Here is a 13,408-nt window from a genome sequence, read left to right as displayed (position 1 = left end):
TCAGGGTCGTGTCTTCATCAGTGGTCTGAGGGGGTCCGGGGACGACGGGGGGCTCTTGCCGAGCCCCCCGTCAGACCCGTCAGACCTCTTCGACGCTGCTCGGCTCGCGCCGGGACAGGTCGATACCGAGCTCTTCCGCAGCGCGGAAGACGTCCTCGTCCGTGTCGCGCATCTCGATGGACATGCCGTCCGAGGACAGCACCTCCACGTTGAGGCACAGGGACTGCATTTCCTTGATGAGCACCTTGAAGGACTCGGGAATGCCGGGCTCGGGGATGTTCTCGCCCTTGACGATGGCCTCGTAGACCTTCACGCGGCCGGTCACGTCGTCGGACTTGATGGTCAGCAGCTCCTGGAGGGCGTACGCGGCGCCGTATGCCTCCAGCGCCCACACCTCCATCTCACCGAAGCGCTGGCCACCGAACTGAGCCTTACCACCCAGCGGCTGCTGGGTGATCATGGAGTACGGGCCGGTCGAACGGGCGTGCAGCTTGTCGTCGACCAGGTGGTGCAGCTTGAGGATGTACATGTACCCGACGGAGATCGGGTCCGGGAACGGCTCGCCGGAGCGGCCGTCGAACATCCGGGCCTTGCCGGAGGGGAGCACCATGCGCTCGCCGTCGCGGTTCGGGATCGTGGACTCGAAGAGACCGGCGATCTCGTCCTCGCGGGCGCCGTCGAAGACCGGGGTCGCGACGTTGGTGCCCGGCGCGACGTCGTCGGCGCCGATGGCCTGCAGGCGCTTCATCCAGTCCTCGTCGCCCTCGACCTTCCAGCCGCGGCTGGCGAGCCAGCCGAGGTGGATCTCGAGGACCTGTCCCGGGTTCATTCGGGAGGGGACACCGAGCGGGTTGAGGATGATGTCGACCGGGGTGCCGTCCTCGAGGAACGGCATGTCCTCGACCGGGAGGATCTTGGAGATGACACCCTTGTTGCCGTGACGGCCGGCGAGCTTGTCACCGTCGGTGATCTTGCGCTTCTGGGCGACGTAGACGCGGACCAGCTGGTTCACGCCCGGGGGAAGCTCGTCGCCCTCCTCGCGGTCGAAGACGCGGACGCCGATGACCTTGCCGATCTCGCCGTGCGGGACCTTCAGCGAGGTGTCACGGACCTCACGGGCCTTCTCACCGAAGATCGCGCGGAGCAGGCGCTCCTCCGGGGTCAGCTCGGTCTCACCCTTCGGGGTGACCTTGCCGACCAGGATGTCGCCGGCGACGACCTCGGCACCGATGCGGATGATGCCGCGCTCGTCGAGGTCGGCGAGGACCTCCTCGGAGACGTTCGGGATGTCCCGGGTGATCTCCTCCGGGCCGAGCTTGGTGTCACGGGCGTCGACCTCGTGCTCCTCGATGTGGATCGAGGAGAGGACGTCGTCCTGCACGAGGCGCTGCGACAGGATGATCGCGTCCTCGTAGTTGTGACCCTCCCACGGCATGAACGCCACGAGCAGGTTCTTGCCGAGGGCCATCTCGCCCTCGTCCGTGGACGGACCGTCGGCGAGCACCTGGCCGGCGATGACGCGGGCGCCCTCGTCGACGACGACCTTCTGGTTGAAGGACGTGCCCTGGTTCGAGCGGGAGAACTTGGCGACCCGGTACGTGTTGTACGTGCCGTCGTCGTTGGCGACGGTGACGTAGTCCGCGGAGACCTCCTGGACCACACCGTCCTTCTCCGCCTTGATGACGTCACCGGCGTCGACCGCACAGCGGTACTCCATGCCGGTGCCGACCAGCGGGGCCTCCGCCTTGATCAGCGGAACGGCCTGGCGCATCATGTTCGATCCCATGAGCGCGCGGTTGGCGTCGTCGTGCTCGAGGAACGGGATCATCGCGGTCGCGACCGACACCATCTGGCGCGGGGAGACGTCCATGTAGTCGACGTCGTCGCCGGCGATGTAGTCGATCTCGCCGCCACGGCGGCGGACCAGCACGCGGGCCTCGGCGTAGCGCATGTCCTCGGTGAGGGGGGCGTTCGCCTGGGCGATGACGAAGCGGTCTTCCTCGTCAGCAGTCAGGTAGTCGACCTCGTCGGTGACGACACCGCCCACGACCTTGCGGTACGGGGTCTCGACGAAGCCGAACGCGTTGACGCGGCCGTAGGAGGCGAGCGAGCCGATCAGACCGATGTTCGGGCCTTCGGGCGTCTCGATCGGGCACATGCGGCCGTAGTGCGACGGGTGGACGTCTCGGACCTCGAAGCCGGCCCGCTCACGGGAGAGACCGCCCGGACCCAGCGCCGAGAGACGACGCTTGTGGGTCAGACCCGACAGCGGGTTGGTCTGGTCCATGAACTGGGACAGCTGGCTGGTGCCGAAGAACTCCTTGATGGAGGCGACGACCGGCCGGATGTTGATCAGGGTCTGCGGCGTGATCGCCTCGACGTCCTGGGTGGTCATCCGCTCGCGGACGACGCGCTCCATACGAGCCAGACCCGTGCGGACCTGGTTCTGGATGAGCTCGCCGACGTTGCGCAGACGACGGTTGCCGAAGTGGTCGATGTCGTCGGTCTCGACGACGATCGAGGTGCCGTTCTCGCCGACCGTCTCCTGCTCACCGGCGTGCAGCTTGACCAGGTACTTGATCGTCGCGATGACGTCGTCCGTGGTCAGCACACCGGCGTCGAGCGGGGCGTCCGCGCCCAGCTTCTTGTTGACCTTGTAGCGGCCGACCTTCGCGAGGTCGTAGCGCTTCGGGTTGAAGTAGAGGTTCTCGAGCAGCGTCTGCGCGGCCTCACGGGTCGGCGGCTCGCCCGGACGCAGCTTGCGGTAGATGTCGAGCAGCGCGTCGTCCTGGCCCTGGGTGTGGTCCTTCTCCAGGGTGGCGCGCATGGACTCGTACTCGCCGAACTCCTCGAGGATCTGCTCGGTGGTCCAGCCGAGAGCCTTCAGGAGGACGGTGACGGACTGCTTGCGCTTGCGGTCGATGCGGACGCCGACCATGTCGCGCTTGTCGACCTCCATCTCCAGCCAGGCACCCCGGGACGGGATGATCTTGGCCGTGAAGATGTCCTTGTCGGACGTCTTGTCGATGGCGGAGTCGAAGTAGACGCCGGGCGAGCGGACCAGCTGCGAGACGACGACACGCTCGGTGCCGTTGATGCAGAAGGTGCCCTTGTTGGTCATGAGCGGGAAGTCGCCCATGAAGACCGTCTGAGACTTGATCTCACCGGTCTCGTTGTTGGTGAACTCGGCCGTGACGAAGAGCGGGGCCGCGTACGTGAAGTCGCGCTCCTTGCACTCGTCGATCGAGTTCTTCGGGGGCTCGAAACGGTGGTCGCGGAAGGTCAGCGACATCGACCCGGAGAAGTCCTCGATCGGGGAGATCTCCTCGAAGATCTCCTCCAGACCGGACTTCGTGGGGACGTCCTGACCGGACTCCAGCGCAGCCTCGACGCGAGCCTTCCAGGCGGCATTGCCGAGCAGCCAGTCGAAGCTCTCGGTCTGCAGCGCGAGGAGGTTCGGAACCTCGAGGGGCTCCTTGATCTTCGCAAAAGAGATGCGCAGCGGGGCGGTGCTGGCGCCGGTGTTCGTATTGGCGGTCGAGGCGTTGCGCGAGGCGGCCAAGAGGGGGTCCTTCCGAGGGCTCGGACTCACTACGCGCGTACCGGCCCCACACCGTGCATCGATAAGAAATCCCAGGTCAGCGGGTTTCCATCAGCAGTGCTCGATTGTGGGCATGCCCCTGGTGACGGGCAGGGAGCAGCTAACAGGCAGCGCAAAGGGTCAGTGTAGCCACTTGGCCCACTGATGTCCAGAGCGGATGTGCGGAGACCGGTGCGATACCAATCTCTCCCTCCGGGATCCTGTTGTCCCTCGCCGTGCGGCGGACGCCTGCAGGCATCGCCTGACGCAAGACTTCCCTCTTCGCCTTCGATCCATGCCTCGGACGGTGGACCGATGTGGCGACGCGTCCTGAGAATTGCGCGCCCCGTCGCGTTCGTCAAGGCCCACGGCCCGTCCGGGAGGGCAACGAAGATCACCATACTCGCCCCCGGGACGTGCTCCGCGCAGCCGTCCGGGGAAACGCCGACGGGCGACCACCCGCATGGGTGATCGCCCGTTGGCTACCGGCAGCTGCCGGCGAAGAGAGTCAGACGACTCGCAAGGTCTTACTTGACCTCGACGGAGGCGCCGGCGCCCTTGAGGGCCTCGGCGGCCTTCTCCGCGGCGTCCTTGGCGACCTTCTCGAGGACCGGCTTCGGGGTGCCGTCGACGAGGTCCTTGGCCTCCTTCAGGCCGAGGGAGGTCAGCTCACGGACGACCTTGATGACCTGGATCTTCTTGTCACCGGCGGCGGTGAGGATGACGTCGAACTCGTCCTTCTCCTCAGCGGCCTCGGCGGCAGCGCCACCGGCGGCACCGGCGACGACGACCGGCGCGGCAGCGGCGGCGGTGACGTCGAACTTCTCCTCGAAAGCGGACACGAAGGCCGCGAGCTCGATGAGGGTCATCTCCTCGAACTGCGCGAGCAGCTCGTCCTGGGTCAGCTTCGCCATGATGGCGGTCCTTCCACTAAATCGGCAGGTGCCGGGATGTACATGTCGGCGGGCGTACGGCCCGCTGCGACCGGTGCCGGGTGGCACCGGTCAATGCGCGAGCCGAATTACTCGGCACCGCCCTGCTCGGCGAGCTTGGCGCGCAGCGCGTCCGCGGTGCGGACGAGCTTCGTCGGCAGCGCCTGGAAGAGCGAGGCAGCCTGGGACTGCTTGCCCTTCATGGCACCGGCCAGCTTGCTGAGCAGAACCTCGCGGGACTCGAGGTCCGCAAGCTTCTTGATCTCATCGGCGGAGAGCGCCTTACCATCAAGGACACCGCCCTTGATGATGAGGTTCGGGTTCTCCTTGGCGAAGTCACGGAGACCCTTCGCCGACGCCACCGGGTCACCGGTGACGAAGGCAACGGCCGTCGGGCCAGCGAAGAGCTGGTCCTCCAGCGTGATCCCGGCCTCACGAGCCGCGATCTGGGTCAGCGTGTTCTTCACCACGGCGTACTGGGCGTTCTCACCGAGCGAACGGCGCAGCGTCTTGAGCTGCGCCACGGTGAGACCGCGGTACTCGGTCAGCACAGCGGCGTTCGAGCTACGGAACTTGTCCGTCAGCTCGGCAACCGCAGCAGCCTTGGCGGACGTCGCCATGAGCCTCGGCCTCCTTCCGGGTGATTCGGACCGCTACGCGCGAAGGGACCTGGGCAAAACGAAACGCCCCGGCGCAGGCGCTCGGGGCGTAACTCGACCGCTTCGACCCGAAGTCGTCGCGGGAGTGCTTCCTCAAATCACCTGCGCAGGTCGCCCGCAGCTAGCGGATCCTTCGGCCACCACACCTCCGGATGGAGGCACAGCAACGACCAGCGGTCTTTGGCTTCTGGAAGAAGGTACGTGAAGGGTGCGCCCGGAAGCAAATCGGCCCCCGGGCGAGCGTTTCCCCGCAGGTCAGGAGGCCGGCGACGGGGTGTCGCCGCTCTCCTTCATCTTCTTGAGCTTCTCCAGCAGATCGACGGTCTGCTCCGCCGGCGGCGCCTGGACGTCGGCCTTGGTGCCGTAGCCGGAGAGGCTCTCCGTGATCTCCATCCGGCCCTTGGCGGTGTCCATGTTCATGACCAGCTTCACGGGGAGGTCGTCGGAGCCCACCCAGACGTCCATCTCGTACTGCGTGATGCCGGCCTGCTTGATGGTGTCCAGCAGCTCCTGCCGGTCCTTCTCGCCGAGGCCTTCGAGGCTCTTGTTGGACTTCACGGCCTCTTCGGCGGAGAGCGTGCCCTTGTAGTGCTGGGCCTTCTTGCCGCCGACCGTCTCCTCGCCGACCAGCTTCACGTTCGGCGACTCCTTCAGGAGCGCCATCTGCTTGGCCGGGTCCTGGCTCTGCCCCTGCCCACCGCCCATGAGCTGCTGCAGGGCCTTGCCGCCGTCGCCGGACTCCTTGGCCATCGCGGCGAGGTCGACCTTCATCCAGCGCTTGCCGTCGTTCCTGGCGGCGCCCTCCGGGCCCACGTCGGTGTACGTGGCGGTGCCGATCGTGATGGAGCGGGTCTCGGCGGGTGCGCCGTCCTTGCCGGGCAGCCCGGTCATGCGCTGGTCCACGACGGTGGGGTCCCAGCCCATGACGCCGGAGGACCGCAGGGTCAGGGGCTGGTCGCCGAGACCCGGCAGCTTCATGGTCATCTCGAACTTGGCCGACTTCGCCGCCTGCGTCTTCTTGAAGGCCGCGTTGATGACCTCGACCGACGCCCCGCCCGCAGGCTGCTTCTCCGACTTCGCGGAGGCCCCCGAGGCGGCCTTGTCGCCCTTCTCGCCGCCACCGCAGGCCGCGACGCCGCCCAGCAGGGCCACGGCCGTCACCGACACGCTCAGGCGCTTCCAGGTGGACTTCCGCATGTCCTTGCCCCCTCCACTCACACCATTGCTCAAAAGCGATCAATGTGAACGTTAGTTCACCACAAGGGCAGGGAGGGCAGTCATGCGCAAGGGCCCCGTTAAAACGCAGGCAGGCCCGCATCTCACAAAGAGATGCGGGCCTGCCCGTACGCTCTCGCGCCGAGGCGTCGTGATCCGGTCAGGATCAGACGGTCTCGTCCTCCACCAGGAGGTTGCGGGTGCGGTTGCTGTCCAGCGGGATGCCGGCGCCCATCGTGGTGGTCAGGGTCGCCTTCTTGATGTAGCGGCCCTTCGCGGCGGACGGCTTGAGACGGGTGATCTCCTCAAGCGCAGCGGCGTAGTTCTCCACCAGCTTGGTCTCGTCGAAGGAGACCTTGCCGATGATGAAGTGCAGGTTCGAGTGCTTGTCGACGCGGAACTCGATCTTGCCGCCCTTGATGTCGGTCACGGCCTTGGCCGTGTCCGGGGTGACGGTGCCGGTCTTCGGGTTCGGCATCAGACCACGCGGACCGAGCACGCGGCCGAGGCGGCCGACCTTGCCCATGAGGTCCGGGGTGGCGACGACGGCGTCGAAGTCCAGGCGGCCCTTCGCGACCTCGTCGATGAGCTCGTCGGCGCCGACGATGTCGGCACCCGCGGCACGCGCGGCCTCGGCACGGTCGCCGGTCGCGAAGACCAGGACCCGGGCGGTCTTACCGGTGCCGTGCGGAAGGTTCACGGTGCCGCGGACCATCTGGTCGGCCTTGCGCGGGTCGACACCCAGGCGCATGGCAACCTCGACGGTCGCGTCGAACTTCACGGAGGACGTCTCCTTCGCCAGGCGGACGGCCTCGAGCGGGGCGTACAGACGCTCCCGGTCGATCTTCGCGTCCACGTTGCGAAGAGTCTTGCTGCGCTTCACTGCTTCTCCTCAGGATTGGAGTCGTGGTACGGGCCGCGCCGGCCCTTCCACGGGTACTGCAAGGGGGTGGCTGATCAGCCCTCGACCGTGATGCCCATGGAGCGGGCGGTGCCGGCGATGATCTTCGCGGCGGCGTCCAGGTCGTTGGCGTTCAGGTCGGGCATCTTGGTGGTGGCGATCTCGCGGACCTGCGCCTCGGTGATCTTGGCGACCTTGGTCTTGTGCGGCTCGCCGGAGCCCTTCTCCACGCCCGCGGCCTTGAGGATCAGCTTCGCGGCCGGCGGAGTCTTGGTCACGAAGGTGAAGGAACGGTCCTCGTAGACCGTGATCTCCACCGGCACGACCATGCCACGCTGCGACTCGGTCGCGGCGTTGTAGGCCTTGCAGAACTCCATGATGTTGACGCCGTGCTGGCCCAGCGCGGGGCCGACCGGCGGAGCCGGGTTCGCGGCACCGGCGCTGATCTGGAGCTTGATAAGCCCCGTGACCTTCTTCTTCTTGGGAGGCATTGCTCTCTCCGGGTCCTAGTGAGAGTTTTTTTGCCATGCGCACAGTGCGCGCAGGCATACCGCACCACGATAACGGGTAACGTGGCCGGGCCAAAAACCGAGAGGTCAGACCCCTGTACGAGCGGGTCTGACCTGTTCGGTGGCTTGAGTGCCAGAAGGTGTCAGTTCTTCTGGATCTGGTCGAAGCTCAGCTCGACCGGGGTCTCGCGGCCGAAGATCTCGACGAGGCCCTTGACCTTCTTCGAGTCGGCGTTGATCTCGTTGATCGTGGCCTGCAGGGTGGCGAACGGGCCGTCGGTGACGGTGACCGAGTCGCCGACCTCGAAGTCCAGGACCTGGACCTCGACCTTGCGCTGCGGCGCCGGCTTGCCCTCGGCCTCGGCGGCCTCGCGGGCGGCCTTCTCCTCGGCCTCCGGGGCGAGCATCTTGACGATCTCGTCCAGCGTCAGCGGGTACGGGTCGTAGGCGTTGCCGACGAAGCCGGTGACGCCCGGGGTGTTGCGGACGACGCCCCAGGACTCGTTCGTCAGGTCCATGCGCACCAGGACGTAGCCCGGGAGCTTGTTCTGGCGGACGGTGCGGCGGTCGCCGTTCTTGATCTGGACGACCTCTTCCTGCGGCACCTCGGCCTGGAAGATGTAGTCCTCGACGTTGAGCGAGACGGCGCGCTGCTCGAGGTTGGTCTTCACGCGGTTCTCGTAACCGGCGTAGGTGTGGATGACGTACCACTCGCCGGGCAGGCCGCGGAGCTCCTCGCGGAGGGCCTCGATCGGGTCGGCGGCGGGCTCCTCCGCGGCGGCCTCCTCGGCCTCCTCGGCGGCTTCCTCACCGGACTCGGCGTCCTCGTCGGACTCGACGTGGAGGGCGGCCTCCTCGGCCGGCTCGCCGGCGGCGGCTTCCTCGGCGTCGAGCTCGTCGGCGGCGTCGGCGCCCTCGACGATCTCCTGCGCGGTGTCGTCGCCCTCGACCTCGGCCGAGACAGTGGCATCCACGTCGGCCTCTGCCGCCTCAGCGGCCTTCTCGGCGGCGTCGTTCAGGTTCGGGTCAGACACGTGGCTGCTTCTTCCTGGCTACAAGGGGTGGAACGTGCGAAAGGGGCGGCTCGCCTCACGGCAGCCGCCCTACCCGCGGATTCAGCCGAAGACGTACTTGACGGCGTTGGTGAATCCATAGTCAATCACGGTGACCAGGCCAATGACGATGACGACAAAGACGATCACCACGGTGGTGTACGTCGACAGCTGGCCCCGGGTGGGCCAGACGACCTTGCGGAGCTCTGCGACGATCTGACGGTAGAAGAGCGCGAGGCGGCCGAAGGGGCCCTTCTTCCCGCGCTTCCCGCCACGGCGGCCCTTCCTGGCGGCCACCTCGTCCTCGGGACGACCGCTCTCAGGCGTCGCGGTGGAGCCAAGGGCTTCCGTCACTACGTCCTCACCTGAATCCGGGTCGTGAGCCGTGCCGCGCCCGGTTGAGCCGCACGGCGGTGCATTTCAGTACGTACGCACGCACGCACCCTGGTGACGATGCGTGTAGCAGGGCCGAAGGGACTTGAACCCCCAACCGCTGGTTTTGGAGACCAGTGCTCTACCAATTGAGCTACGACCCTTTGTGGTTTCCCCAACGTACCGCATCCGGGCGTGTGCACGGTGTGTGCAGAGCCGGATCGCGGCCGGTGAGGGCCAACGGTGGATGAGTGTACGTGCTCCCGGGGCGTGCGTCGAACAGCTTGTGTCGCGACGGGTCCGGAGCGCGGCCGGAACAGGTCCGGAGCAGGGGCGGAACGTTGCATTCCAGGGCATTGCCGGGGCTCGGCCGGGACGCGCCCGAGCGGTCCGTGAAACGGGTGTGCCCGCTTCGTCCCCCGTCTGCAACGATGCCCCCATGACCGCTGCGACTCCTTCCGAGCCCAACGTCCAGTCCCCCACCGAGCGCCGGGTGTCGACCCGCATCGGGTCGATCTCCGAGTCCGCGACCCTCGCCGTCGACGCCAAGGCCAAGGCCCTCAAGGCCGCCGGGCGCCCGGTGATCGGCTTCGGCGCCGGCGAGCCCGACTTCCCCACCCCCGACTACATCGTCGAGGCCGCGGTGGAGGCCTGCCGCGACCCGAAGAACCACCGCTACACGCCCGCCGGCGGCCTCCCCGAGCTGAAGGCCGCGATCGCCGCGAAGACGCTGCGCGACTCCGGCTACCAGGTCGAGGCCTCGCAGGTGCTGGTCACCAACGGCGGCAAGCAGGCCATCTACGAGGCCTTCGCCGCGATCCTCGACCCGGGCGACGAGGTCATCGTCCCCGCCCCGTACTGGACCACCTACCCCGAGTCGATCCGCCTCGCGGGCGGTGTGCCGGTGGAGGTCGTGGCCGACGAGACCACCGGGTACCGGGTGTCGGTCGAGCAGCTGGAGGCCGCCCGCACCGAGCGGACGAAGGTGCTGCTCTTCGTCTCGCCGTCGAACCCGACCGGTGCGGTGTACTCGCGCGAGCAGGTCGAGGCGGTGGGCCGCTGGGCCGCGGAGCACGGGCTGTGGGTGCTGACGGACGAGATCTACGAGCACCTGGTCTACGGCGACGCCGAGTTCTCCTCCCTGCCGGTCGTCGTGCCGGAGCTCCGTGACAAGTGCATCGTCGTCAACGGCGTCGCCAAGACGTACGCGATGACCGGCTGGCGCGTCGGGTGGGTCATCGCCCCGCAGGACGTGATCAAGGCCGCGACGAACCTGCAGTCGCACGCCACGTCGAATGTGTCCAACGTCGCACAGCGGGCGGCGATCGCGGCCGTCTCCGGCGACCTCTCCGCCGTCGACGAGATGAAGACCGCCTTCGACCGCCGCCGGCGGACGATCGTGCGCATGCTCAACGAGATCGACGGCGTGCTCTGCCCGGAGCCGGAGGGCGCGTTCTACGCCTACCCGTCGGTCAAGGCCCTGCTCGGCAAGGAGATCCGCGGCAAGCGGCCCGCCACGTCCGTCGAGCTCGCCGCGCTGATCCTGGAGGAGGTCGAGGTCGCGGTGGTGCCGGGTGAGGCGTTCGGCACGCCGGGGTACCTGCGGCTGTCCTACGCGCTGGGCGACGAGGACCTCGTCGAGGGTGTCTCCCGGATCCAGAAGCTGCTGGCGGAGGCGAAGGCGTAGCCGCCTGCGGCTCGCTTCGTACGGGCTCCCGGCCTTGTGCCGGGAGCCCGTGTTCGTTTTCGGTTTCGTTTTCGGTGCGGCGCCCGTTAAGGGAAAGTGCCTTCCGGTTGGGCCGGTACATGCGGCAGGATCTGCGAATGGAGAGTGTTCGTGCCCGCGGCGAAGCCGCTGTCAGAGACGTTCGATTGCTGCCGAAGGCCCATCTGCACCTGCACTTCACCGGGTCCATGCGGCCCGGCACCCTGCTGGAGCTCGCCGACAAGTACGGGGTGCACCTCCCCGAAGCGCTGAGCAGCGGCGAGCCGCCGAAGTTGCGGGCCACGGACGAGCGGGGCTGGTTCCGGTTCCAGCGGCTCTACGACATCGCGCGCTCGTGCCTGCGGTCGCCCGAGGACATCCGGCGGCTGGTGCGGGAGGCCGCGGAGGAGGACGTCCGGGACGGGTCCGGGTGGCTGGAGATCCAGGTCGACCCGACGTCCTACGCCCCTCGGCTGGGCGGGCTGATTCCCGCCCTGGAGATCATCCTGGACGCGGTCGAGACCGCTTCGAAGGAGACCGGGCTGGGCATGCGGGTGCTCGTCGCCGCGAACCGCATGAAGCACCCCCTGGACGCCCGGACGCTCGCGCGGCTCGCCGTGCGGTACGCCGACCGGGGCGTGGTGGGCTTCGGCCTCTCCAACGACGAGCGGCGCGGGCTCGCACGCGACTTCGACCGCGCGTTCGAGATCGCGCGGGAGGGCGGGCTGCTGGCCGCGCCCCACGGCGGCGAGCTGTCCGGCCCCAGCAGCGTGCGGGACTGCATGGACGACCTGCACGCGTCGCGCGTCGGACACGGCGTGCGGGCCGCCGAGGACCCGCGGCTGCTGCGGAAGCTCGCGGAGCGGGGGGTGACGTGCGAGGTCTGCCCGTCGTCCAACGTCGCGCTGGGCGTCTACGAGAAGCCGGGCGACGTGCCGCTGCGGACCCTGTGGGACGCCGGCGTGCCGATAGCACTCGGCGCGGACGACCCCCTGCTCTTCGGCTCGCGGCTCGCCGCGCAGTACGAGCTGGTGCGCGAGCACCACGGCTTCACGGACGCCGAGCTGGCGGAGCTGGCGCGGCAGTCGGTACGGGGGTCGGCTGCGCCGGAGCCCGTCCGGGCGGGGTTGCTGGCGGGGATCGACGGGTGGCTGGGTGCCGCCTGAGGCGGCTCCCGGCCTCCTCTCAGCCCGGCCGGCGTTCGAGGCCGAGCGCGTTCAGCGCGATACGGGGGTGCGGGGGGGGGGCCCCCGGCCCCGGGCCGGGGGGGGGGGGGGGCGGGCCCCGGTTTAAGCGCCACGCCGACCGTGACCGGCTCGTTCACCAGGGTGACCCCGAACGCCTCGTGGACGCCCGCCCGGACCTCGCGGGCGAGCGCGAGGAGGTCCTCCGTCGTGGCCTCACCACGGTTGGTGAGCGCAAGCGTGTGCTTCGTGCTGATCCGCGCCGGACCCGTCCCGTAACCCTTCGTGAAGCCCGCCTTGTCGATCAGCCAGGCCGCGGACGTCTTCATGAAGCCCTCCCCCGCCGGGTAGGCGGGAGGCGTCACGTCCGCGCCGAGGCGGTCCGCGACGCGGGCCAGGAACGACTCGTGCTCGGCGGTGGTGAGGATCGGGTTGCAGAAGAACGACCCCGCCGACCACGTGTCGTGGTCCTCCGCATCGAGGACCATGCCCTTGCCCGCGCGCAGCTTGAGGACCGTCTCACGGGCCTGCGCCGCGGGAACGCGGTCGCCCGCCTCGACGCCGAGGGCGCGGGCCGTCTCCGGATAGCGGATGGGCGCCGACAGGCCGCCCGCGTCCTCCAGCTCGAAGCGGACGCGGAGCACGACGTAGCGGGCGGGGTCCGCCTTGAAGCGGCTGTGCCGGTAGGAGAAGGCGCACTCGGCGTTGGTGAGGGTCACCGTCTCGCCGGTGCGGCGGTCGTACGCGACGACTTCGGTGATCGTCTGGGAGACGTCCTGGCCGTACGCGCCGACGTTCTGGATGGGCGTGGCACCGGCGGAGCCGGGGATGCCGGCCAGGCACTCGACGCCGGCGAGGCCGGCTTCGACGGTGCGGGCCACGGCTTCGGACCAGTTCTCGCCGGCGGCCAGTTCGAGGGCGGTGCCGTCGAGGGTGAAGCCCGTCGTCGCGATGCGCAGGGCCGTGCCGTCGAAGCCCTTGTCGGAGATGACGAGGTTGCTGCCGCCGCCGATGATCAGCAGCGGGGTTCCGGTCTCGTCGGCCTCGCGGACCGCGGCGATCACCTCGGCGTCGGTGGTTGCCGTGATCAGGCGGCGGGCGGGGCCGCCGAGCCTGAAGGTGGTCAGGGGGGCGAGGGGGGCGTCGTGTCGTTCCTGCACCAGACCAGGGTACGGGTGGGGTGCGGCGGCCGTTGCGGGTGCGTGCGGGGCCGGGGGCCGGGAGCCGTTGCGGGTGCGTGCGGGGCCGGGGACCGGGGGCTCCGGGGTGGGGGTCCGGGGCCGCATATTTACGGGCCCG

At 68.7% G+C, this 13,408-nt stretch carries 10 protein-coding genes, 1 tRNA gene and 1 pseudogene; 2 read left to right on the top strand and 10 right to left on the bottom strand.

The features are described 5' to 3' along the window. Positions 1–79: 79 nt before the first annotated feature. From rpoB to ACOTKD_RS26070, 9 genes are all read right to left on the bottom strand, one after another. The gene (gene rpoB, locus ACOTKD_RS26110) at positions 80–3,562 is read right to left on the bottom strand and encodes a DNA-directed RNA polymerase subunit beta (protein WP_424891446.1); all 3,483 of its coding nucleotides are present in this window, start codon (positions 3,560–3,562) and stop codon (positions 80–82) included. Between the two features lie 545 nt (positions 3,563–4,107). Beyond that, the gene (rplL, locus tag ACOTKD_RS26105; RefSeq protein ID WP_424891445.1) at positions 4,108–4,494 is read right to left on the bottom strand and encodes a 50S ribosomal protein L7/L12; all 387 of its coding nucleotides are present in this window, start codon (positions 4,492–4,494) and stop codon (positions 4,108–4,110) included. Positions 4,495–4,601: 107 nt separating this feature from the next. Then, the gene (gene rplJ, locus ACOTKD_RS26100; protein ID WP_030368424.1) at positions 4,602–5,132 is read right to left on the bottom strand and encodes a 50S ribosomal protein L10; all 531 of its coding nucleotides are present in this window, start codon (positions 5,130–5,132) and stop codon (positions 4,602–4,604) included. A 294-nt stretch (positions 5,133–5,426) separates the two neighbouring features. Next, entirely contained in the window at positions 5,427–6,368 is a 942-nt protein-coding gene (locus ACOTKD_RS26095; RefSeq protein WP_424891444.1) for a hypothetical protein, read from the bottom strand. A gap of 184 nt (positions 6,369–6,552) precedes the next feature. Further along, entirely contained in the window at positions 6,553–7,269 is a 717-nt protein-coding gene (gene rplA / locus ACOTKD_RS26090; protein WP_366088616.1) for a 50S ribosomal protein L1, read from the bottom strand. Between the two features lie 74 nt (positions 7,270–7,343). Next, complete coding sequence (gene rplK, locus ACOTKD_RS26085) at positions 7,344–7,778, bottom strand: 50S ribosomal protein L11 (RefSeq protein WP_030368427.1); 435 nt, start codon at positions 7,776–7,778, stop codon at positions 7,344–7,346. Positions 7,779–7,939: 161 nt separating this feature from the next. Then, positions 7,940–8,830, bottom strand: coding sequence for a transcription termination/antitermination protein NusG (nusG, locus tag ACOTKD_RS26080; RefSeq protein WP_424891443.1), 891 nt, complete (start codon positions 8,828–8,830; stop codon positions 7,940–7,942). An 81-nt stretch (positions 8,831–8,911) separates the two neighbouring features. Continuing rightward, positions 8,912–9,202, bottom strand: a complete 291-nt coding sequence (gene secE / locus ACOTKD_RS26075; RefSeq protein ID WP_106677933.1) for a preprotein translocase subunit SecE — start codon at positions 9,200–9,202, stop codon at positions 8,912–8,914. Between the two features lie 109 nt (positions 9,203–9,311). Further along, positions 9,312–9,384 (bottom strand) — tRNA-Trp (locus ACOTKD_RS26070). Between the two features lie 275 nt (positions 9,385–9,659). Here ACOTKD_RS26070 and ACOTKD_RS26065 point away from each other — a divergent pair. Further along, positions 9,660–10,907: a pyridoxal phosphate-dependent aminotransferase gene (locus ACOTKD_RS26065; RefSeq protein WP_424891442.1), complete on the top strand. Its 1,248-nt coding sequence runs from the start codon at positions 9,660–9,662 to the stop codon at positions 10,905–10,907. A gap of 119 nt (positions 10,908–11,026) precedes the next feature. Beyond that, complete coding sequence (locus tag ACOTKD_RS26060; protein ID WP_424891441.1) at positions 11,027–12,091, top strand: adenosine deaminase; 1,065 nt, start codon at positions 11,027–11,029, stop codon at positions 12,089–12,091. Between the two features lie 125 nt (positions 12,092–12,216). Here the strand turns inward: ACOTKD_RS26060 and ACOTKD_RS26055 are convergent. After that, positions 12,217–13,269, bottom strand: a pseudogene (locus tag ACOTKD_RS26055) (UDP-N-acetylmuramate dehydrogenase); the annotation flags it as partial. Positions 13,270–13,408: the final 139 nt, after the last annotated feature.

The sequence above is a fragment of the Streptomyces sp. XH2 genome, from assembly GCF_049725035.1.
Classification (GTDB): Bacteria; Actinomycetota; Actinomycetes; order Streptomycetales; family Streptomycetaceae; genus Streptomyces; species Streptomyces roseoverticillatus.
This window is presented reverse-complemented; position numbering and strand designations above follow the sequence as displayed.

What these genes read in the sequence shown, in the direction of transcription:
- rplK (WP_030368427.1), bottom strand. Translation starts at nt 7,778, where the DNA reads ATGCCTCCCAAGAAGAAGAAGGTCACGGGGCTTATCAAGCTCCAGATC.
- ACOTKD_RS26065 (WP_424891442.1), top strand. Translation starts at nt 9,660, where the DNA reads ATGACCGCTGCGACTCCTTCCGAGCCCAACGTCCAGTCCCCCACCGAG.
- rplJ (WP_030368424.1), bottom strand. Translation starts at nt 5,132, where the DNA reads ATGGCGACGTCCGCCAAGGCTGCTGCGGTTGCCGAGCTGACGGACAAG.
- rplL (WP_424891445.1), bottom strand. Translation starts at nt 4,494, where the DNA reads ATGGCGAAGCTGACCCAGGACGAGCTGCTCGCGCAGTTCGAGGAGATG.
- ACOTKD_RS26095 (WP_424891444.1), bottom strand. Translation starts at nt 6,368, where the DNA reads ATGCGGAAGTCCACCTGGAAGCGCCTGAGCGTGTCGGTGACGGCCGTG.
- ACOTKD_RS26060 (WP_424891441.1), top strand. Translation starts at nt 11,027, where the DNA reads ATGCGGCAGGATCTGCGAATGGAGAGTGTTCGTGCCCGCGGCGAAGCC.